At 64.6% G+C, this 19,312-nt stretch carries 20 protein-coding genes and 1 pseudogene; 5 read left to right on the top strand and 16 right to left on the bottom strand.

Features of this window, described 5'->3' with window-relative positions:
- Window positions 1-123: 123 nt before the first annotated feature.
- Window positions 124-2,592, bottom strand: coding sequence for a bifunctional aspartate kinase/homoserine dehydrogenase II (locus ACPDZI_RS02280; protein ID WP_438833932.1), 2,469 nt, complete (start codon window positions 2,590-2,592; stop codon window positions 124-126).
- Entirely contained in the window at window positions 2,592-3,755 is a 1,164-nt protein-coding gene (metB, locus tag ACPDZI_RS02275; protein WP_429044936.1) for a cystathionine gamma-synthase, read from the bottom strand. Before metB ends, ACPDZI_RS02280 begins: the two co-directional genes overlap by 1 nt.
- A 208-nt stretch (window positions 3,756-3,963) precedes the next feature.
- On the opposite strand from metB, the gene metJ reads away from it, so the two are divergent.
- From metJ to ACPDZI_RS02260, 3 genes are all read left to right on the top strand, one after another.
- Complete coding sequence (gene metJ / locus ACPDZI_RS02270) at window positions 3,964-4,287, top strand: met regulon transcriptional regulator MetJ (protein WP_005308521.1); 324 nt, start codon at window positions 3,964-3,966, stop codon at window positions 4,285-4,287.
- A 35-nt stretch (window positions 4,288-4,322) separates the two neighbouring features.
- Entirely contained in the window at window positions 4,323-5,075 is a 753-nt protein-coding gene (locus ACPDZI_RS02265; protein WP_438833931.1) for a helix-turn-helix domain-containing protein, read from the top strand.
- An 84-nt stretch (window positions 5,076-5,159) separates the two neighbouring features.
- Window positions 5,160-5,498, top strand: a complete 339-nt coding sequence (locus ACPDZI_RS02260) for a tRNA-binding protein (protein WP_438833930.1) — start codon at window positions 5,160-5,162, stop codon at window positions 5,496-5,498.
- A gap of 71 nt (window positions 5,499-5,569) precedes the next feature.
- Here ACPDZI_RS02260 and ACPDZI_RS02255 read toward each other — a convergent pair whose 3' ends face one another.
- From ACPDZI_RS02255 to nudE, 3 genes are all read right to left on the bottom strand, one after another.
- Complete coding sequence (locus ACPDZI_RS02255; protein WP_044799096.1) at window positions 5,570-6,841, bottom strand: aromatic amino acid transport family protein; 1,272 nt, start codon at window positions 6,839-6,841, stop codon at window positions 5,570-5,572.
- Between the two features lie 412 nt (window positions 6,842-7,253).
- Entirely contained in the window at window positions 7,254-8,066 is an 813-nt protein-coding gene (gene cysQ, locus ACPDZI_RS02250; RefSeq protein WP_011704554.1) for a 3'(2'),5'-bisphosphate nucleotidase CysQ, read from the bottom strand.
- Window positions 8,067-8,103: 37 nt separating this feature from the next.
- Window positions 8,104-8,712: an ADP compounds hydrolase NudE gene (gene nudE, locus ACPDZI_RS02245; RefSeq protein ID WP_029304530.1), complete on the bottom strand. Its 609-nt coding sequence runs from the start codon at window positions 8,710-8,712 to the stop codon at window positions 8,104-8,106.
- A 138-nt stretch (window positions 8,713-8,850) separates the two neighbouring features.
- Between nudE and yrfG the strand changes: the two genes are divergently transcribed.
- The gene (gene yrfG / locus ACPDZI_RS02240) at window positions 8,851-9,519 is read left to right on the top strand and encodes a GMP/IMP nucleotidase (protein WP_103827358.1); all 669 of its coding nucleotides are present in this window, start codon (window positions 8,851-8,853) and stop codon (window positions 9,517-9,519) included.
- Window positions 9,520-9,693: 174 nt separating this feature from the next.
- Here the strand turns inward: yrfG and tyrS are convergent, their stop codons facing one another.
- Window positions 9,694-10,962 (bottom strand): tyrosine--tRNA ligase, encoded by a 1,269-nt coding sequence (gene tyrS / locus ACPDZI_RS02235; protein WP_438833929.1) that lies wholly within the window; start codon window positions 10,960-10,962, stop codon window positions 9,694-9,696.
- Window positions 10,963-11,138: 176 nt separating this feature from the next.
- On the opposite strand from tyrS, the gene ACPDZI_RS02230 reads away from it, so the two are divergent.
- Window positions 11,139-11,954 carry a helix-turn-helix transcriptional regulator gene (locus ACPDZI_RS02230; RefSeq protein WP_268031722.1) on the top strand — a complete coding sequence of 272 codons (816 nt, stop codon included), beginning with the start codon at window positions 11,139-11,141 and terminating at the stop codon, window positions 11,952-11,954.
- A gap of 60 nt (window positions 11,955-12,014) precedes the next feature.
- Here the strand turns inward: ACPDZI_RS02230 and exeN are convergent, their stop codons facing one another.
- The 10 genes and pseudogenes from exeN to exeF all read right to left on the bottom strand — a co-directional run bounded on the left by exeN (window position 12,015) and on the right by exeF (window position 19,311).
- Window positions 12,015-12,770 (bottom strand): GspN family type II secretion system protein ExeN, encoded by a 756-nt coding sequence (exeN, locus tag ACPDZI_RS02225; RefSeq protein WP_268031723.1) that lies wholly within the window; start codon window positions 12,768-12,770, stop codon window positions 12,015-12,017.
- Between the two features lie 61 nt (window positions 12,771-12,831).
- On the bottom strand, window positions 12,832-13,323 hold the full coding sequence (exeM, locus tag ACPDZI_RS02220; RefSeq protein WP_016349344.1) for a GspM family type II secretion system protein ExeM: 492 nt from the start codon (window positions 13,321-13,323) through the stop codon (window positions 12,832-12,834).
- On the bottom strand, window positions 13,320-14,504 hold the full coding sequence (gene exeL / locus ACPDZI_RS02215; protein ID WP_146061914.1) for a GspL family type II secretion system protein ExeL: 1,185 nt from the start codon (window positions 14,502-14,504) through the stop codon (window positions 13,320-13,322). Before exeL ends, exeM begins: the two co-directional genes overlap by 4 nt.
- A gap of 119 nt (window positions 14,505-14,623) precedes the next feature.
- Window positions 14,624-15,649 (bottom strand): GspK family T2SS minor pseudopilin variant ExeK, encoded by a 1,026-nt coding sequence (exeK, locus tag ACPDZI_RS02210; RefSeq protein ID WP_252411096.1) that lies wholly within the window; start codon window positions 15,647-15,649, stop codon window positions 14,624-14,626.
- Window positions 15,650-15,738: 89 nt separating this feature from the next.
- Window positions 15,739-16,392 carry a GspJ family T2SS minor pseudopilin variant ExeJ gene (gene exeJ / locus ACPDZI_RS02205; protein ID WP_016349341.1) on the bottom strand — a complete coding sequence of 218 codons (654 nt, stop codon included), beginning with the start codon at window positions 16,390-16,392 and terminating at the stop codon, window positions 15,739-15,741.
- 44 nt (window positions 16,393-16,436) lie between these two features.
- Window positions 16,437-16,796: a GspI family T2SS minor pseudopilin variant ExeI gene (gene exeI / locus ACPDZI_RS02200; protein ID WP_005308487.1), complete on the bottom strand. Its 360-nt coding sequence runs from the start codon at window positions 16,794-16,796 to the stop codon at window positions 16,437-16,439.
- Window positions 16,793-17,344 (bottom strand): GspH family T2SS minor pseudopilin variant ExeH, encoded by a 552-nt coding sequence (exeH, locus tag ACPDZI_RS02195; RefSeq protein ID WP_029301893.1) that lies wholly within the window; start codon window positions 17,342-17,344, stop codon window positions 16,793-16,795. Before exeH ends, exeI begins: the two co-directional genes overlap by 4 nt.
- 5 nt (window positions 17,345-17,349) lie before the next feature.
- A pseudogene (locus ACPDZI_RS02190) lies at window positions 17,350-17,460 on the bottom strand (type II secretion system protein); the annotation flags it as partial.
- A 47-nt stretch (window positions 17,461-17,507) separates the two neighbouring features.
- The gene (gene exeG, locus ACPDZI_RS02185; RefSeq protein ID WP_005308483.1) at window positions 17,508-17,939 is read right to left on the bottom strand and encodes a GspG family T2SS major pseudopilin variant ExeG; all 432 of its coding nucleotides are present in this window, start codon (window positions 17,937-17,939) and stop codon (window positions 17,508-17,510) included.
- Window positions 17,940-18,090: 151 nt separating this feature from the next.
- Window positions 18,091-19,311, bottom strand: a complete 1,221-nt coding sequence (gene exeF, locus ACPDZI_RS02180) for a GspF family T2SS innner membrane protein variant ExeF (protein WP_166464098.1) — start codon at window positions 19,309-19,311, stop codon at window positions 18,091-18,093.
- Window position 19,312: the final 1 nt, after the last annotated feature.

Genomic DNA, 19,312 nt, shown 5'->3' with positions numbered 1-19,312 from the left:
CTTCCTTATGTCAGCCATTAATATTCGGATAACTCATTATTAATGATATATGTAAGAAAAAGGCGCCACTATGGCGCCTTTTAATTCGGTTAGATAGGTGGGTCCCAGTCCCCACCATGTGCCTTAGAGAGAGGCACAGATCTGCCAGAGGTCGTACTGGATGGCGGCGGCCGTCACTTCCCGGCCTGCGCCCGGCCCCTGAATTACCAGCGGGTTGGTGCGATAGCTGTCGCTCTCGATGGCGAAGATATTGTCGCACGGCAGCAGGTTGGCGAACGGGTGGTGGGGCTCCAGCGCCTCCAGCCCCACTCGCGCCTTGCCGTCGTGCTCGAAGCGGGCGACGTAACGCAGCACCTTGCCGACCCGGCGCGCCCCCTCGAAGGCGGTCTGGATCGAGTCATCCAGATCCTTGAGCCTGTCCATGAACTGATCCGTGCTCACCTTGCGCAGCGGGACGGGCACCAGGTTCTCCAGCTCGATGTCGGCAGAGTCGAGCTCGAAGCCCGCCTCCCGCGCCAGAATGAGCAGCTTGCGGCGCACATCCTGGCCGGAGAGATCCTCGCGGGGATCCGGCTCGGTCAGGCCATGTTGCCACGCCTCGTCCACCAGCTCGGAGAAGGGGCGAGTACCGTCATACTGCTGGAACAGCCAGGAGAGGGTGCCGGAGAAGATGCCGGAGACCCCCTGAATGCGGTCGCCGCTCTGGCGCAGCATCTGGATGCTGGACTGGATCGGCAGCCCGGCACCGACGGTTGCGTTGTAGCGCCACTGCACCTGATGGTCGCGGCAGGTCTGCTTGATGCGCTGGTAGAACTCGCTGTCGGCGGCGCCAGCAAACTTGTTGGCAGCGATGATGTGAATGCCGAGCTGGGCAAAGTCCGGGTAATAGCGGCTCACCGTCTCGCTGGCGGTCATGTCCAGCGTAATCAGGGTATCGAAGCCGTGCTGCTCCAGCTGGGCCAGCAGCTCGGGCCAGATCAGCGGTTTGGGGTTGAAGTTGTCCTGTACCTTGAGCGGATCCAGTCCCTCTTCATCGAGCAGTCCCCCTTCCGAGCTGAACACCCCGTAGAGGGTGAGCGCCAGGTTAAGTTCATGTTCGAGCCGCTCCTTCTCGCGAGCGTAGAGATTCAACCAGTGACCGCCGATGTTGCCCTTGCCGAACACCACCAGCCCGACCCGGTTCGGGCGGCTGAACAGGGCGCTGTGCAGGGCGATGAGCAGTGGCTCCAGCACCACCTGGCGCAGCACAGCCACCAGGCTCAGGCCGTCTTTGGCCACCTGCACGAACTCCAGCGGCTGATCCGCCAGCAGTTGGTAGAAGCGGTGGCACTGCTCGGCGTTGTCGGTGACGCCAGCCCCCACCAGCGCCACCAGGCTGTAGCCTTCACGCTGGATAAGACCGGTGAAACTGCCCTGCAGCTGGAAGTCGCGCAGCAGCTCGAACGCCCCCTGCGCCACCTCGAGGGTGTAGGCGAGGCGCAGGATCCGGCGATCCGGCTGGCGCTGCAGGGTGAGCGGGTTGAGGCGATGGCGGGCCAGATGGGCCTCGATGGCTGCCACCGTCTGCTCATAATGGGTCTGCGGCAGCACCTTGAGCTCGATGAGGGCGATCTGATCCACCGAGGAGACGATGCGGGCGCCGCCGGAGCGCGGGGCACGGCGCAGGATGTGGGTGCAGCCCTCATCCGGGTTGTAGCTGCAGCGCAAAGTGAGGCGCTGGCGGCTGTCGGCCACTGGCTGCAGGGTGCGCGAGTGCAATACCGAGGAGCCGAGGCGGGCCAGCTCGTTCGCTTCAGCCAGGCTCAGACGCTCCAGCAGGCGCGCCTCCTTGACCCGGCGCGGGTCGGCGCTGTAGACCCCGGCCACGTCGCTCCAGATGGTGGTGGATTCGCCGTCCGCCAGCAGGGCCAACAGGCTGGCGCTGTAGTCGGAGCCGTTGCGGCCAAGCAGCAGGGAGCGTCCCTCCATGTCGGCGGCGATAAAGCCGGTCACCACGATGCGCCCGGCGTGTTCCGCCAGCCGCGCCTTGAGCAGTTCGCTGGACAGCGCGGTATCCACCTTGACCAGGGCGCCATCCTCGGCGCGCAGGAAGCTGCGGGCATCGAGCCAGATGGCCTTGTCGCCGCGGCTGGTGAGCAGGGCCGCCAGCAGGCGCGCCGACCACACCTCGCCAAAGGCGAGCAGGCCGTTGCGCTCGAAGCGGTCAAACTGCCCCTCAAGCGTCTTGGCGATGAGCTGCATGTCGTCGGCTAGCTGCTTGCTCAGATCAAGCTGCAGTTCACCTTCCAGCAGGCCGTCGATCAGGCTCTGCTGATAGGCCTGCAGGGCCGAGATGGCCTCGCCGGCAGCTTCATCGCCTGCTTCGGCCAGCTCCACCAGCTGGATCAGCCGGTTGGTGGTCTTGCCGGCGGCGGAGACCACCACCAGCTCTCGCCCGCCCCCCTGCTGCTCGGCTTGCTGTTCGAGAATGCTGGCGACCCGGCGATAACAGACCGGATCCGCCAGACTGCTGCCACCGAATTTGTGGACGTGACGTCGCGTCAAGCCTGCTTCTGTTGCCAACGCGATCTCTCCTTGTTGCTGCTTTTCCATTACTTCGCCACCTGCTGTGCCTGTGCAAACGCCGCGGCCAGATCGGCCACCAGATCCTCACCGTGCTCGATACCGACCGACAGGCGCAGCAGCTGGCTGCTGATGCCTGCCGCCTGCTGGGCGGCCGGGGTCATGGCCCTGTGGGTCATGCTGGCCGGATGGGCCACCAGACTCTCCACCCCGCCGAGGGATTCGGCCACCGAGAAGAGGGTGAGGGCCGCCAGGAAGGCGCGAATGCCCGCCTCATTGCAATCGAGCTCAAAACTTAGCATGGCGCCGAAACCGGACTGTTGACGGCGCGCAATATCATGGCCCGGATGGCTCGGCAGGCTGGGGTGATAGATGCGCTTGACCAGTGGCTGCTGCTGCAGGAAGGCGAGGATGCGGTCGGTGTTCTCCTGATGGGCGCGCAATCTGGGGGCCAGGGTGCGCAGGCCGCGCAGGGTGAGGTAGGAGTCAAACGCCCCGGAGGTGAGCCCCAGACAGTTGGCCCACCACACCAGGGAGTCGGCCAGCTCGTGATCCTTCGCGATCGCCACCCCGCCCACCACGTCGGAGTGGCCGTTTATGTACTTGGTGGTGGAGTGCACCACCAGGTCCGCCCCCAGCGCCAGCGGCTGTTGCAGCAGTGGCGAGAGGAAGGTGTTGTCCACCGCCACCTTGGCGCCCGCCGCGTGAGACGCCTCGGCGATGGCGGCGATGTCCACCACCCGCAGCAGCGGGTTGGAGGGGGTTTCCACCCAAACCAGCGCCGGCTGCTGGGCCAGCGCTTCGGCCAGTGCCGCCGCATCCCCCTGATCGACGAACTGCACCCGGTAGTGGCCCTTGGCCGCCAGGTACTCGAATAGGCGCCAGGTTCCGCCGTAGCAGTCGTGGGGAGCGATCAGCAGATCCCCCGCCTTGAGCAGAGCGGTGGTCACCAGATGGACGGCCCCCATGCCGGTGCCGGTCACCACGGCGCCGGCGCCCCCTTCCAGTGCCGCCAGCGCGTCCGCCAGATTGGTGCGGGTCGGGTTGCCGGAGCGGGCATAATCGTATTGACGAGGCTCGCCAAAGTCGGCAAAGGTGTAGTTGCTGGAGAGGTAGATGGGCGGCACCACGGCACCGTGCTGTGTGTCTGTCTCAATCCCGGTGCGTACCGCCTGGGTGGCCTTGTGGGTCATGTCACTCTCCTTGATGTCTCTTCACACGCTGGCATGCTGTTTCTGCCACGCGCCATCCCGCCATTGCAGGCTCATGGTGAACCACACTACGCCAGCTTAAAAAGGCCGTCAACACTTCTAGACGTCTAAATGGCTTTGCTGTTGGATTGCCATTAAATTCCTTAAGGGTTAAAATCCGCGCTCACGGCTAAATGAGAACAGGTGGATCATGGGTACAGAGTGGAACGGCGACTACGTCAGCCCCTACGCGGAACACGGTAAGAAGAGCGAACAGGTCAAGAAGATTACCGTCTCGATCCCGCTCAAGGTGCTGAAGGTGTTGACCGATGAACGCACCCGTCGCCAGGTGAACAACCTGCGTCATGCGACCAACAGCGAGCTGCTCTGCGAAGCCTTCCTGCACGCCTTCACCGGTCAGCCGCTGCCCTGCGACGAAGATCTGCGCAAGGATCATCCGGACAGCGTCCCTGCCGAGGCGCGTGCCATCATGGAAGCGCTGGGCAAAGAGATCGAAGATTTCGACGCCGAGTAATCCTGCAGCAGATGCCAAACAGCAAACCCCCTTCGATGACGCGGCCCCAGGCCGCGTCATCGCTATCCGCCCCTTTCAGCCTGCGTCGCTACCAGAGCGACGTCTGCAGCCACAGCCACGACCATGCCCAGTTGGTGATCCCCCTCGACGGTCCCATCGAGATCGAGGTGCAGGGCCAAGGGCGGCGGATCACCCCCGGCTTTACCTGCATCATTGCCCCCGGTGAGCGGCACGACTATGCCGCCGATCCGGCGCTCTCGTTTCTGGTGCAGGAGAGTCACTGGCTGCCCGGCGAGCTGGGCGAGCGCCCCTTCATCGAGCTGGACGAGGCCCAGCGCCACTACCTCGCCTTCCTGCACCGCATGGTGGCCGAGGGGCGCCACGTGGCCGGCATGGAGCAGGTGTGGCTGGGTCTGCTGGCAGAGGCGCAGCAGGCAGGCTCGCGCGGCCGTGCCCGCCTCGCTCCGCGCATCGGCAAGGTGCAGCGCCATATCGAGGCGCATCTCGCCGAGCCCCTCAACAACGAGCGGCTGGCCGCCATCGCCTGCCTCGGCCAGAGCCAGTTCAAGCACGCCTTCCAACAGCAGGTGGGGATGAGCGTCTCCCACTACATCCGGGCGCGGCGCATGGCGCTGGCGCGTACCCTGCTCGCTCACACCGTCCTGCCCGTCGGCGACGTGGCCAACCGCTGCGGTTACCAGAATCAGGGGGCCTTCGGCGAGCGCTTCCTGACCGAAACCGGACTGACCCCTTCCCTCTGGCGCCAACAAAACGGCCGCTTGCCGTAACCGGGCGGCCGTTTGCCGAAGACGGCGCAGGTGGTTTCGAGGCATGCTGAGGCTCATGCAAGGTATGGGCAACGAGGAGCCAAGATGCAGACCATAAGCTGGCAGGATTTCGAGATGGTGGAGCTCAGGGTGGGCACCCTGGTGCGGGTCGAGCCCTTCCCCGAGGCGCGCCGCCCGGCCTACAAGGTGTGGGCGGATTTCGGCCCCGAGCTCGGGGTGCGCAAGAGCAGCGCCCAGATCACCGACCTCTATCAACCGGAGACGCTGGTGGGCCGCCAGATCGTCGCCGTGGTGAACTTTCCCCCTAAGCAGATAGGGCCGATCCAGTCGGAGTTTCTGCTGACCGGTTTCTACCGGCCGGACGGCGCCGTGGTGATCGCCATCCCCGAGCAGACGGTGCAAAACGGCGCCAAGCTCGGCTGAAGCCACCACCGGACCGATACAAAAGAGGCGACCCTGGGGTCGCCTCTCTCTTTGCGGCTGGTTGCTCGCCGTTACTTCAGCAGGCTGAAGATCAGCGCCGACACCGCCAATGAACCGGTCAGCAGGATGAAGCCGTTGGCCCAGCGGTGGCGGAAGCGGGCCAGCGCCTCCACCTTGTAGATGGCCACCACTGGCATGATGAACAGGATCATGGCGATCACCGGGCCGGAGAGGGTCTCCATCAGCCCCAGGATACCTGGGTTGATGATGGCGGCGCCCCAGATGGAGAAGAACATCAGGGCGATGCCGAGCCGGTCGGCCTTGGCCAGCGACAGGCCGGTGGGCTTGGCGATCAGGCTTTTCAGGCTCTCGCGGGCACCGAGGAAGTGACCGAGGAAAGAGGAGCTGATGGCGATGAAGGCGATGAGCGGCCCCAGGGTCACGATCACCGGATTGTCGGTGATGTTGGCGAGGTAGGAGAGCACCGAGACGTTCTGGGCCTTGGCCTCGGCCAGCTGGGCCGGCGAGAGGCTCAGCACGCAGGAGAAGACGAAGAACAGCACGAAGCCCACCAGCATGACGGTGGTGTTGCGCAGGATCAGGCTGCTCTTGGCTTCCGCCTGCTCGCCGTACTCCCGGCGCTGCACGTTGGCAAAGCCGGAGATGGCGGCGGCGTGGCTGAAGGCGAACACGGTGACCGGCAGCGCCAGCCAGACGGTGTTGAGGAAGCTGCCGCCCTCCAGGCTGCCCAGCTGAGGCCACTGCCACTGGGGGATCAGGTAGCAGGAGAGCGCCGCCAGGATGGCCGCCAGCGGATAGACCATGACGGCAAAGGCGCGCAGCATCGCCTTCTCGCCGGCCAGCATCACGGCGATCATGGCGAACACCAGCAGACCGGAGAGCATCACCCGGTTCGGGGCATCCATGCCGAGCTGATTGATCATGAAACTCTCCACCGTGTTGGTCAGCCCGACCCCGTAGATGAGCAGGATCGGGAAGATGGAGAGGAAGTAGAGCGCCGAGATGAGGCGGCCGGCCATCTTGCCGAAGTGCTCCTGAGCCACCTCGGTGAAGTCGGCGTGGGGGCGCGACGAGGAAAGCACGAAGCGCGCCAGCCCGCGGTGGGCCAGGAAGGTCATGGGGCCGGCCAGCACGGAGACGATGATGAGGGGCCAGATCCCGCCCAGACCCAGATTGATGGGCAGGAACAGGATGCCGGCACCGACGGCGGTGCCAAACAGGCTGATGACCCAGTGGGTGTCGTGGCGGCGCCAGGGGGTAGCGCTGACGGTGGTGGAGCAGGAACCGGACAGCTCCTTGGTGACGTCTACAGATAAACTCATTACTAATTCACTTTTTGTCAGTGTTTTAATCTGAGATCATTGTGGTTTATCGGGATTTAATCCTCAAAAATCCACCCTGAAACATATCACTACCATTACGGGCTTCAGCCAGTGAGATTGGGAATGGAATCGGGATCACATAAATAAGTAAAACTGAATTTTATTAAAAATATGAAATTTAAAACCAAATTTTCACTCTTGGTCAATTTTTTATTTTGGTCAAATGATCGTTTGCAGAATTACCTGAAAAATCGTGCCATTCCGCTGCCCTCTCTTGTGATGATTCACTGTCATTCCCGCGCTTTGCCAGCGGATATTTCTGTTCATTCCCGATGAAACCAGCGGATCACACCAAGCAATCAGGCGGCCATGGGGCCGCCTGATTGCCGTCAATGATGACCTGTTCACCCGCTCAGTGCGCCAGAATACTGCCCCAGGCGAGATCCGGATCCCCCATCACGATGAAGTCCGGGTTCTCCAGCGACTCCGTCTCGTTGTAGCGCAGCGGCTGCAGCGCCAGGCTGAGGATGCGGCCACCGGCCGCCTCGACGATGCACTGGGCGGCGGCGGTGTCCCACTCGCCGGTGGGACCGAGCCGCACGTAGCAGTCGGCCGCCCCTTCCGCCACCAGACAGGACTTGAGCGAGCTGGAGCCGAGCGGGATCAGCTCGTAGTTGATGGCCGGGTTGAGGCGGCGGGTCAGATTCTCCAGCTTCTGGCGGCGGCTGATGGCCACCACCAGCGAATCGGGCTGATCGTGCTCGTGGTGCATGGCACTGATGGGGTGCACCTCGCCGTTCGCCTCCTTGAAGGCGCCATGACCGCGCACCGCCCAGTAGAGCACGTTCGATTCGGGAGCGTAGATGACGCCGAGCACCGGCACGTTGTCCTGCACCAGGGCGATCAGGGTGGCGAAGTCACCGCTGCCGGCGATGAACTCGCCGGTGCCGTCGAGGGGATCCACCAGCCAGTACTGGCGCCAGTTGGCGCGCTGGCTGAAGGGGATATCGGCCGCCTCTTCGGTCAGCACGGGAACATGGGGAGTGAGCGCCGACAGCGCCTGTTTGAGGTAGGCATCGGCAGCAAGATCGGCACTGGTGACCGGGGTCGCATCCTCCTTCAGCTGACGCTCGAACTGACCGCCGTGATAGATTTCGTGAAGGATCCTGCCCGCTTCGCGCGCGATCTCCTTGACCCCCGGCACCCAGGCCAACAACTCCTGCATCTTGTTATCCTCTGTATTCAAACTGCCCGTCTGCGGGCTACTCTGCCTGCTCCGCCAGCCAGCGTTGGGCCAGCAGCAGCGCACTGATGCTGCGCGACTCGGTGAAGTCGGGTCGCGCCAGCAATTCGTCGATCCGGGTCAGCGGCCAGGGGATCACCTCGAGGGGCTCGGGCTCGTCGCCCACCCGCTGCTCGGGGAATAGATCCCGTGCCAGCAAGATGTCCATCCGGCTGGAGAAGTAGCCCGGCGCCAGCGACACCTGCTTGAGCAGGGTCAGGCTGTTGGCCCCGAAGCCCGCCTCCTCCATCAACTCCCGGTTGCCCGCCTCGAAGGCATCTTCACCCGGGTCGATCAGCCCCTTGGGAAAGCCCAGCTCGTAGGAGTGGGTGCCCGCCGCGTACTCGCGCACCAGCAGCAGGGTGTGGGCATCGAACAGGGGCACCACCATGACGGCGCCCCGGTTGCCGCCGCGCATCCGCTCGTAGACCCGCTCCTCGCCGTTGGAAAACTTGAGGTGGAGCGACTCCACCTTGAACAGCCGGCTCTCGGCCACGATCTCGGCCTTGAGGATCTCCGGCTTGCTCTTGTCATGCGCCATGGTGTCGACGCTGAGGTGGACGGGTTTGCGTTGGTGGAGGTCACTCATCGGGGCTGGCTGCTCGTTAAAAAATCGTGTTTCAAGAGTAAACGACTCCCCTCTCGAACACCACGGGGCAAGGGTGGGAAAGCGGCGGGAAAAATCCGTTATAATGCCCGCCCGTTCCGACCCGACCACCGAGGCCCCATGCCGACCCCACTGCCCTGGCACCAGATAGACACTGTCCTGCTCGATATGGATGGCACCCTGATCGATCTCCATTTTGACAACCACCTCTGGCAGCAACTGGTACCCGAGCGCTATGCCGAGCGACTCGGCCTGCCGCTGGCCGAAGCCAGAGTGCAGATCGAGGCGCACTACCAGGCCGTCAGCGGCACCCTCAACTGGTACTGCGTGGATTACTGGAGCGAGACGCTGGGGCTCGACATCCGGGCCCTCAAGCAGGAGATCCTGGCCAAGATCCAGTGGCGGCCCCACGTCATCCCCTTCCTGGCCGCGCTGCGGGCGGCGGGCAAGCAGCTGGTGCTCTTCACCAATGCCCACCCCGCCAGCCTGTCGGTGAAGGACGCCCAACTGGGGCTGGCCGGCCACCTCGATCTGATGGTGAGCACCCACGAACTGGGCTGGTCGAAGGAAAGCCAGCACTGCTGGCAGGCACTGGCCGAGCGGCTGGCGTTCGACCCGGCCCGCACCCTGTTCGTGGATGACAGCGAGCGGATCTTGCGCGCCGCCGCCGACTACGGCATCGGCTATCAGCTCGCCATCCAGAACCCGGACAGCTGCCAGCCCGAGCAGCACATCACCGCCTTCCCGGCGATCCGCGATTACGCCGAGTTATTGCCGCTGGCCGGGTAAGCCGAAATGCAGGGGAGCATCTGGGTAACCAGACACCGCCTCCCCCACCCCTTCCGCGATTATGCCGAGTTATTGCCGCTGGCCGTGTAAGCCGAGAGGCAGGGGAGCAGCACTCACCGAACTGACGGATAAACAAAAGGGCTGCCCAGGCAGCCCTTGTCGATCCCGGGTCGCTCACCCCAGCCACGTCACCAGCCGGTACTGCTTCTTGCCCCGGCGCAGCAGCAGGTAGCGGCCGAACAGCCGGTCGGTCGCCGTCAGTGGCTCATCCCGGCGGATCTCGCCGTTGAGGCTGATGGCGCCTGCCGCCAGCAGCTCGCGGGCGATCCGCCTGGAGTTGGCCAGACCGCTCTCCACCAGCAGGGTCACCAGGCTGGTTTCCCCCTCGATACACCAGCCCGGCATGCCATCCTGCGCCAACTGGGCCAGATCGCTTTCCCCAAGGCGCGCTACGTCGCCACTGAACAGCAATTCGCTGATGCGCTGCGCTGCAGCCAGCGCCCCCTTGCCGTGCACCAGCTCGGTCAGCTCGTCGGCCAGCACCTGCTGCGCCAGCTTGCGTCCCTGTCGCTTCGCATCCTCCGCCTCCAGCGCCTCAATCTCGCTCAGCGGCATAAAGCTGTAGTAGCGCAGGAAGCGGTAGACATCCTCGTCCGCGGTGCCGAGCCAGAACTGGTAGAAGGCGTAGGGAGATGTGAGCGCCGGATCGAGCCAGATAGCGCCGCCCTCGGTCTTGCCAAACTTGGTGCCGTCCGCCTTGGTGATGAGCGGCAGCGTCATGCCATAGACCTGGGCCTGATGGAGGCGGCGGGTGAGGTCCATGCCGCTGGTAATGTTGCCCCATTGATCGTTGCCGCCGATCTGCAGGGTGCAGCCGAGGCGCTGGTTGAGCACCGCGAAGTCCTGGGATTGCAGCAGAGCGTAGGAGAACTCGGTGAAGGAGATGCCCTGATCCGGGCGGGCCAGCCGCTGGCGCACCGATTCGCGGGCCAACATGGCGTTGACCGAGAAGTGCTTGCCGATGTCGCGCAGAAAATCGAGGGCAGAGATCTGCCCCATCCAGTCGGCGTTGTTGACCAGCAACGGCGCCGCCAGCCCTTCGCTGGCCGGCAGCAGCGCTTTTATCTGGGCCGACAGGCTGGCCACCCAGCCCTGCACCGTCTCGGCACTGTTGAGGTTGCGCTCGGTCGCCTTGAAGCTGGGATCGCCGATAAGGCCGGTGGCCCCACCCACCAGTGCCACCGGGGTGTGGCCCGCCAGCTGGAAGCGGCGCAGCATCAACAGTGGCACCAGATGGCCGATGTGCAGGCTGCCAGCGGTGGGATCGAACCCGCAGTAGACGGTGCGCGGGGTGGCAAGATGGTCGGCCAGCGCCGCCGGGTCGGAGTTCTGGGCCACCAGGCCGCGTCGGGTCAGCTCATCGAGCAGGTGGGGGTTGATCATGGGTGCTCCAACAGCAAGAGGAAAGCCCACATCCTCGCCGCTTTGGTCTGCGCCGAATATGTCCCCTAGGGGACAGTTTTGCCACTCTCGTGCTAGCATCCGGCTATCGTGTGACCATCGCATGACCATCGCATGACCATCGCGGGGAGCCTGCCCGCCACCCGGAAGCCATCGCCATGACCCAACCCCTCACCGCAGATTCCCTGACCACGAACCTCACCGCCGTCGTCGATGCCCTGCACGGCAGTACCTTTGCGGCGGCCCTGGTGCGCCTGATCCAGCAACAGGTGGCGTTCGACTGTGCCCTGCTGCTCGGGGTGGGGCAACGGCCCGTCTACCTCTATGACAACCTGCACCACCAGCGGGCGCTGCTGTTTGATCGCTACCTCACCCGCCACTTCAGTCAGGATCCCTTTATGCAGGCGCTGGAGCAGGGCTTACCTGCCGGGGTCTGGACGCTGGCGCAAGTGTCGCGCGGGCGGCTCGACCCCGAGTATCGCCACCACTTCTATCAGGCCACCGGCTGGCAGGAGGAGGTGGGGCTGATCCTGCCGGTGCGCGGCGGCTTCACCCTGATGCTGTTTCTGGGCCGCCTCGACAAGCGCAGCAGCCTCAGCCGTGACGAGCTGGCCCGGCTGGAGGCGCTGTTTCCGCTGGTCCATTCGTTGTGCCGCCAACACTGGCGGGAGGGGGCCGCCCTGCTGGCACAGAGTCCGGCACTGCCGGGTGGCACCGATCTCAAGGCGACCGTGGAGCAGGCCATCGCCAGCGTGGGGGGCGCAAGCCTCACCCGCCGCGAGCGTCAGGTGGCGGGATTGCTGTTGCAGGGGCTCGACACCGAGGCGATTGCCGCGGAGCTCGGCATAGGCAGCGGTACGGTGAAGAATCATCGCAAGCACCTCTACGCCAAGCTGCACCTGCGCTCGCGGGCCGAGCTGTTCCGCTTCTTCCTCAATCACCTCATCACGGCGCCGGCCGCCGCGGCCCCATAACGACACCACCCCGCCGGGGCGGGGTGGTGTTGATGTTTGCTAGCTCAGACAGCAAGGTCGTCAGATGCGGCCCTGATAGCGCAGCGGGAAGCGCCCCTGACCGTCGGGCTGGCCGAGGAAGGGCAGCCCCTGCTTCATCTGCTCCGGCAGCTCGGGCCCGGGTTTCAGGGTGCCCTGGAACAGGTACTGGCGATTGGCCTGCAGCTCCAGCTTGCCCTGCACCTGTACGGCCTCCGAGCCCTGCTTGAGCTCGGCCACCAGCCGGGAGTCGATGCAGGTCAGCTTGATCTCGGGATCCCCCAGCACCAGCTTGCCGGCCGGGGTATCGGCATCGGCCCCGTACCAGTAGAGGTTGCCGTAGAGGTTGTCGCACCAGGGGTTGCCCTGGGCAACCTGATCGAGCTTGAGCTGCAGCTGGCCGGCCACCGTCACCGGCACGGGCAGCTGCATCGGCACCCGCGCCAGCAGCCAGGGGGCCGGCACGTTGAGGGTGATGTCGCGACCAAAGGCGGCGCCGCTCCAGCCAACCACCCCCTGCCCGTTGAGGCCGCTGCGCTCGCCAAAGCGCAGGGACACCTCAGGGGCAAAACGCAGCAGCGACCAGCCGTTGAGCTCCCAGCGCAGCTGGGTCAGCGACTCGCTGGCGTATTGCAGGCGGGCAACCTGGCCGCTCCAGAGGGTGCCGCTAACCCCTTCCAGCTGTATCAGGGGCGGTAGCGGCAAGTAGCGCACCACCAGTGACGCCGGCAGCTTGGCCAGCAGGAAAACCAGATAGGCCGCCAGAAACAGCACGGCAATCAGCACTCTTTGCTTCATAGAAAACGACTCGACTGCAAACGCCCGAGCAGGCGCATGGCCCTGCTCGGGACGCGTTGTTTCATTGGGGACGGCTCAGCTGCAAGCGGCGTACCTTGACCAGACCGGGCGCCAGATTCTCGCGGGCCACCTCGATCACCTGCACCTGCACGCCATGGCGATCCGCCAGGGTCGCCAGCCAGATCAGCAGATCATCGAACGCCACCGTGTCGATCCACACCTGCAGCTCCTGGCCCTGGGGCTGCAACCGGGCAATCTTGATCTTCTGGTTGAAGGCGGTGCGGTTGACCACCCCTTCCAGGGTGCCGCTGGTATCGAGCTGGCGGCCCTGACCACCCTGCAGCGCCAGCACCTCTTCACCCTTCTCTTTCAGCCAGGCGAGGGTCTGCTGCTGGCTCAATACCTGCCGCTCCCGCTCGTCGATGCGATTGCCGATGGGCTGCCAGATGACCCAGTAGCAGAAGCCGATCAACAGCACGCTGCCGCCCACCGCCACCAGCCGCTGCTCGCGGGCGCTGATGCCGCGCCACCAGCCTTGTAGTTTGTCCATCATGATGATTTACCCTTCAGCACCAGTGCCCCTTCAACCTTGCCTTCGGTGCTGCGCACCTCCCCCTGCTGCACGTCGAAGCGCTTGCCGGCCAGCTCGCGAAAACGTTCGATCTCGGCAAAACCGGGGGCCGTCACCTGCAGCCTGAGCTCGCCGCGAGCCGCGTCGAAACGCAGCACCTCGGGCTTGAGGCCGGGCACTTCGGCGAAGGTGGGCGCCAGCTCGGTCAGCACCATCAACACCCCATCCTGCGGCGTCTGCCCAAGCTGCTGGAGGTGCTGGGTCATCTGGCTGCGCACGTTGACGATGCGGCTCTCCCCCGGGAAGATCCGGGTGTAGACCTGCCGGATCTCCGCCTTGAGCGCCTTGTCCTGCTCCGTCAGCTGATAGAGCTGCACGCCGCGCTGGGCGAACGCCACCACCAGCAGCGCTCCGGCCACCACCGCCACCTTGCGCCACTGCTGCCAGTAGCGGGAGTATTCGGTCTGCGGCCGGTAGGGGCCCTGCAGCAGGTTGGCCTGACTGGCGAGCGCGCCACGGGCCAGCAACAGCATGGGCAGCTCGGGATCGGCCGCATGCCAGCTGGCCGCCGCAATGGCCGGCGGCGGGGTATGGCTGTGAATGGTCACCGATGCCGGCTCCGCCGCCAGCAACATAGCCAGCAGCGGCTCGTCGGCGACGATGCCCTGACAGGGGCCCTGGCGGACCAGCCACTCCTTGCCCAGCTGCAGCGCCGACCAGCCCTCGCTCGCCAGCGGCAGCGCCAGCACGTCCGGCAGCAGTTGCCGACTCTTGAGACCGGCCTGCTCCAGCCAGCCGAGCCAGGTCTGCATCTTCTCCTTGTCGACCGCCATCAGGTCCACCTCGTGACCCTGATGACCCAGCACCACCAGGTGCAGCTCATCCACGTCGGAGGCGATTTGCTCCTCCAGCAGATAGGGCAAGGCGGCCGCAGACTGGCGGCTGTATTTGCCCGGCAGGCTCACCCGCCGGAAGATAAGATCGCTGCCGGGCACCAGCACCACCGCCGGGCGGCCACCGGCCCGCTCCTGCAGCTCGCCAAGGGCATGGGCCGAGGCCAGGGTACCGGAGGCGATCACCTCCTCTTCCCCACCCGACCACACCAGCCACTCGACCGGCTGCTGCGCATTGGTCCCCAGACGGATGACCAGACTCTCGCTCACTAATGTCTCTCCTGCCATGCTCGCTCGCATCCCTCGGGATGGGCGGGCGCGCAGCCATGGGCTGCAGTCCAATCGGGGGATGGCGCGGGCCGGCCAACGGCCGTTGCCCGCCTCCCTTGTTATTCGGCGCCGCCGTTCAGACGGCGCAGCATCACCAGCTTGTTGTCCTTGCCGCGCACGAAGACGCTCTCCAGCCGGGCCCGGGTGTCACCCACCTCGGCAATCAGCCTGGCCTCGAAATAGCTGCTCTTGACGTCCAGCGCCGCATCCAGCCCCGGAATGGAGCTCACCTGCAGCGGCATCTGGTCCGTCATCTCCTTCTTGTTCTTCCACCCCTTCTGGGGGCGGCTGGTCAGCACCCGCTTGGCATCGTCCAGCCCCACCTTGTCCAGATAGAGCGCCACCAGCAGGGCCGACTGCTCCGGCCGGATGGTATTGACGTTCACCACCAGCTTGTCGTTGGGCAGGGCGCACACATAGGGCGCCAGCCGGGCGTACAGTTTGGCGCTCACCCCGCGCACCGCCCGCAGCTCGTCGGTGCCGAGCATCCACTGGTTGGCAGTCAGGTAAGGGGGAGTGAGCCCTTCGTAATAGGCATCCTCGGCGCCGTAGCTCGACACCAGCACGGTATCCTTGTCGGTCCAGTCGCGGATGGCATCGGTCAGCTGCACCGCCTCGTAATCTTCCACCTCGAGCTGCTTGAGCAGCGCCTTGAACACCTTGACCGGATAGGGCTGCTTCTCCAGATCGTCGCCGCTGATCCCGTCCTTCAACGGCACGCTCAGGCTGTTGAGGTTGAAGCAGGATTGCAGATCACGCACCCGGCCGGTGAGCTTGCCGTCATCCACCGGGAAGACCGCATCCTGGCGCGCCCAGTTCTGCCCCAGGCTGACCACGTTGGGGTCGTCCTTGAAATCCTGGGCCAGCACCTTGCTCACCAGCGCCTCCGCCGACATGGCATACCACCAGGCCTGCTTGCCGGCGGTGAGGTTGGCGGTGCGGCGCAGCTCCAGCTGCAACCGGCCGCTCATGTTGCTGGCGATGATCACCATCACCGACAGGATGAGCAGCACCACCAGCAGGGCCATGCCCCCCTGGCGACCCGGAGTGGTGCGGGATCGGCCCCGGCCGCGCTTAATTGCCATTGTCCGCTCGCTGGCCGCCGGCGCCGATCAGGAACTGGCGACGTCGAATAGTGCCGTCATCCTCGGTGACGGACAGGGGAAAATGACGCTCAGTTACCATTCTCTGCCCTCTGACCACCGGCCCCGATCAGGAACTGGCGGCGGATGGTGCCGTAGTCTTCCAGATCCAGCTCCACCGCCAGCCCGTAGGGCAGCACGTTGCGCTGGGTCCACTCCTCTTTCCAGGCACCCTTGTCGTAGAAGTAGAGCCGCAGCGCCGTCACCCGCTCCAGCATCGGCTGGATGCGCGGCTCGGTGCCGATCACCGGATCCGGGTAGAGGTAGCTCAGCCGCTCCAGCTTGTGATCCTTGAGGCGCCAACCGACCCGCTGCAGGCCGGAGCGCGGCAGCATGCCGTCCGGGTTGAGCCAGCCGCCGCGCATGAAGGCCATGCCCCAGTCGTCACTCTGCTGGCCGAAACGGGAGGCCGCCAGCAGCACCTTGTTGTTCTCACCGTCGATGCGGCCGCTGCGCGGCACCATCTGGGTGATGTCCCGTTCCAGCACGGAGAAGGCCAGTTGCAGCTCGGAGAGACGAGCTTCCTTGCGCTTGGCCACCTCGTCGCTGGTGAGCACCCCTTGCAGCACCTGATAGGCGCCCAGGCTCAGGCCGGCGAAGATGGCGATGGCCACCAGCATCTCCAGCAGGGTAAACCCCGCCTGACGTTGGTGCCGGTGCGTGGGGAAAAGCGGATTCAGGTTCATCGGCTGATGCCGGCTCCGGCTTATGGAGACACCTTGATGCAGGTTCATCGGCTGATATAGGTCCGGATCATGGCCACCGGGCTGTCAGCCTTGGGCGCGGTACGCACTTCCATGTCCAGCGCCTTGAAGTTGCTGTCTGCAGTGGCGACGCCGCGATAGCGCCAGTACCAGGTCTGGCCCGCCATCTGCTCGTCCCCTTCCACCCAGCTGTCACCGGGCCACTTGGCTTCGAGCTTCTGCTGCACCAGCTGGTTCTCCACCACCCAGGTCGCCAGGGTCTTCTGCTCCAGATAGTTGAGGCCGGAGAGGTGCTCGCTGGCGGTCTTCATCACCGCCAGCCCGGCGATGGCAAACACCGCCAGCGCCACCATGACTTCCAGCAGGGTCATGCCGCGGGCGTTCATTCCTCTTCCTCCTCGTCCTGCAGCAGGCGCAGGCGGCCGAACTCGTCCGCCTTGACCGTGCGCACATAGCGCAGATCGTCGTCCTGCTGGGTCAGGGTCAGCACGAAGGGGGTCAGCTCGCCACCAGGAAAGATGAACACCTGCGGGGTGCGCTCCTTCTCGTCGCGCCCCTTCTCGTACTTCTCGTCGGAGTCGGTCCGCCAGCTGAAGCCCTCGAGCTCGATGGCCAGCCGCATGTTGTCGGGCAACTCGACCCGATCCAGCAGCTTGTCACCACTCATTACCTGCCACTTGCGATCCTTGGCCGCGCGCTGCATGAACTGCCAGCTGTTGTCCTCGACACGCAGGCCCACCAGCCGGCCATCCATCACCGAGTACTCCTGCGCCTGCTGCAGCACGGCCATGAAGCGGCGCGCCTGCTTGTCGAGCTCTCTATCCCCCCTGGCGCCGCCCATGCTGAGGGTGACGGCAGTGGCAACCAGCCCCATCAACATGGCGACCAGCAACACTTCCAGCAGAGTAAAACCGGCCTGACGACTATGTTTCATGGCACCAACCTCAACTGCATGGCAGTGGCCTCGAGCCGACCCATCAACATGGCCACCAGCAACACTTCCAGCAGGGTAAAACCGGCCTGGCGACGGGTAGAAGAGGCCACCTTCATTCAGGCAGCCTCGGGATGACTCGGTGAGCGCGACGCGGCGAGATCACTTATTGGAAATCCTTCAGGTTCCAGTTGCCGATGTCGTCATCGGTACCGGCTTCGCCATCCAGCCCCATGGAGAAGATGTCGATCTTGCCAAACTGGCCCGGGCTCAGCATCTGGTACGGGTTGCCCCAGGGATCCTGCGGCAGGCGCTTGATATAGCCCCCTTCGCGGTAGCTGCGCGGCTCAGGTGCGGCGGTCGGTTTGTTGACCAGCGCGTCCAGCCCCTGCTCGGTGGTCGGGTAGCGGTTGTTGTCCAGCTTGTACATGTCGAGGGCGTTTTCCAGCGCCACTATGTCGGAGACCGCTTTCTGCTGGTCGGCCTTCTCCTTGTTGCCCATCAGGTTGGGCACCACCAGGCTGGCCAGGATCCCCAGGATCACGATGACCACCATCACTTCCAGCAGGGTAAAACCCGATTGACGACGCTTTTGCATGACTTACTCCCTCACGAAATGAGATGGCATGAACCATCAACGATAAATTGTTAAACCTCGATCGTTCGATGACGCCTGTCGGCTAATCGAACCTACTGAGTTGATTGGATTGGTAGGTTCGAATAGCGAAGCGTATTCGAACGTCCGAACCTTACAAATTCACCATATTGTTGAGCTCGAGGATCGGCTGCAGGATCGACATCACGATAAACAGCACCACCCCGGCCATGGAGACCACCAGCATGGGTTCGAACACCCCGAGGGCGATGTTCACCTGGGTTTCGAACTCCCGATCCTGGTTGTCCGCCGCCCGCTCCAGCATGTTGTCGAGCTCGCCGCTCTGCTCGCCGGAGGCGATCATGTGCAGCATCATGGGCGGAAAAATTTTGGTTTCATCCAGCGACTTGCGCAGGCTGGTCCCCTCCCGCACCCGCTCGGTGGCTTCACCGATGCGCATGCGGGCAAAGTCGTTGGAGAGCACTTCCCCGGAGATCTTCATCCCCTCCAGCAGCGGCACGGCGCTGGCGTTGAGGATGCTCAGGGTGCGGGCGAAACGGGCAGTGTTGAGACCGCGGCTGACCCGGCCGATCACCGGCAGGCGCAGGATCAGCTGGTGCCAGTGACGGCGACGCTTGTCGTCGGTCAGCCACCAGCGCCAGACAAAGCCACCCAGCAGCAGCAGCAACAGGAACCAGAGGCCGTAGTGCTGCATCAGCTCGCTGGTACCGATAAGGAAGCGGGTGGTGGCCGGCAGTTGCTGACCCATGTGTTCGAACTGGGCCACCACCTTGGGCACCACGGCGGTGAGCAGGATGGAGATGACGCCGATGGCGACGCAGGTCAATACGATGGGGTAGATCATCGCCTGCAGCAGCTTGGTGCGCATGTGCTGACGCTGCTCGGTGTAGTCGGCGAGGCGGTTGAGCACCTTCTCCAGGTGACCGGACTTCTCGCCGGCCGCTACCATGGAGCGGAACAGCTGATCGAACACATGGGGAAAGGCCGCCAGCGAATCGGCCAGCGAATAGCCCTCCACCACCTTGCTGCGCACCGTGGCCACCATGCTGCGCAGGTGAGCCTTCTCGCACTGCTCGGCGACGGCCTTGAGCGCCTCTTCGATGGTGAGGCCAGCCCCCACCAAAGTCGCCAGCTGGCGAGTGATCATCGCCAGCTCGGCGGTGCTGGCACCACGACGGAACAACACGAAGCGGTTCGCCTCGCGCTTGGCCTTCTCGGTGGTCTCGTTCACCTCGAGCGGGGTCAGCCCCTGCTCGCGCAACAGCTGGCGTACCTGGCGGGCGGAATCCCCCTCCAGCACGCCGCTCTTGTTGCGTCCCTTGCCGTCGAGGGCCTTGTATTCGAATGCTGCCATC

Origin of the sequence: Aeromonas oralensis (assembly GCF_049665575.1) — a bacterium.
In the GTDB taxonomy this organism is placed as follows: domain Bacteria; phylum Pseudomonadota; class Gammaproteobacteria; order Enterobacterales; family Aeromonadaceae; genus Aeromonas; species Aeromonas hydrophila.
The sequence above is the reverse complement of the archived record's forward strand: the minus strand, read 5'-3'. Positions and strand labels throughout refer to the sequence as shown.

Coding starts and splice junctions, on each gene's coding strand:
- exeM (WP_016349344.1), bottom strand. CDS start 13,323: ATGATGGACAAACTACAAGGCTGGTGGCGCGGCATCAGCGCCCGCGAG.
- yrfG (WP_103827358.1), top strand. CDS start 8,851: ATGCCGACCCCACTGCCCTGGCACCAGATAGACACTGTCCTGCTCGAT.
- exeN (WP_268031723.1), bottom strand. CDS start 12,770: ATGAAGCAAAGAGTGCTGATTGCCGTGCTGTTTCTGGCGGCCTATCTG.
- ACPDZI_RS02255 (WP_044799096.1), bottom strand. CDS start 6,841: ATGAGTTTATCTGTAGACGTCACCAAGGAGCTGTCCGGTTCCTGCTCC.
- exeJ (WP_016349341.1), bottom strand. CDS start 16,392: ATGAACCTGAATCCGCTTTTCCCCACGCACCGGCACCAACGTCAGGCG.
- cysQ (WP_011704554.1), bottom strand. CDS start 8,066: ATGCAGGAGTTGTTGGCCTGGGTGCCGGGGGTCAAGGAGATCGCGCGC.
- metB (WP_429044936.1), bottom strand. CDS start 3,755: ATGACCCACAAGGCCACCCAGGCGGTACGCACCGGGATTGAGACAGAC.
- ACPDZI_RS02260 (WP_438833930.1), top strand. CDS start 5,160: ATGCAGACCATAAGCTGGCAGGATTTCGAGATGGTGGAGCTCAGGGTG.
- ACPDZI_RS02280 (WP_438833932.1), bottom strand. CDS start 2,592: ATGGAAAAGCAGCAACAAGGAGAGATCGCGTTGGCAACAGAAGCAGGC.
- tyrS (WP_438833929.1), bottom strand. CDS start 10,962: ATGATCAACCCCCACCTGCTCGATGAGCTGACCCGACGCGGCCTGGTG.
- ACPDZI_RS02265 (WP_438833931.1), top strand. CDS start 4,323: ATGACGCGGCCCCAGGCCGCGTCATCGCTATCCGCCCCTTTCAGCCTG.
- exeK (WP_252411096.1), bottom strand. CDS start 15,649: ATGGCAATTAAGCGCGGCCGGGGCCGATCCCGCACCACTCCGGGTCGC.
- ACPDZI_RS02230 (WP_268031722.1), top strand. CDS start 11,139: ATGACCCAACCCCTCACCGCAGATTCCCTGACCACGAACCTCACCGCC.
- exeF (WP_166464098.1), bottom strand. CDS start 19,311: ATGGCAGCATTCGAATACAAGGCCCTCGACGGCAAGGGACGCAACAAG.
- exeG (WP_005308483.1), bottom strand. CDS start 17,939: ATGCAAAAGCGTCGTCAATCGGGTTTTACCCTGCTGGAAGTGATGGTG.
- nudE (WP_029304530.1), bottom strand. CDS start 8,712: ATGAGTGACCTCCACCAACGCAAACCCGTCCACCTCAGCGTCGACACC.
- metJ (WP_005308521.1), top strand. CDS start 3,964: ATGGGTACAGAGTGGAACGGCGACTACGTCAGCCCCTACGCGGAACAC.
- exeI (WP_005308487.1), bottom strand. CDS start 16,796: ATGAACGCCCGCGGCATGACCCTGCTGGAAGTCATGGTGGCGCTGGCG.
- exeH (WP_029301893.1), bottom strand. CDS start 17,344: ATGAAACATAGTCGTCAGGCCGGTTTTACTCTGCTGGAAGTGTTGCTG.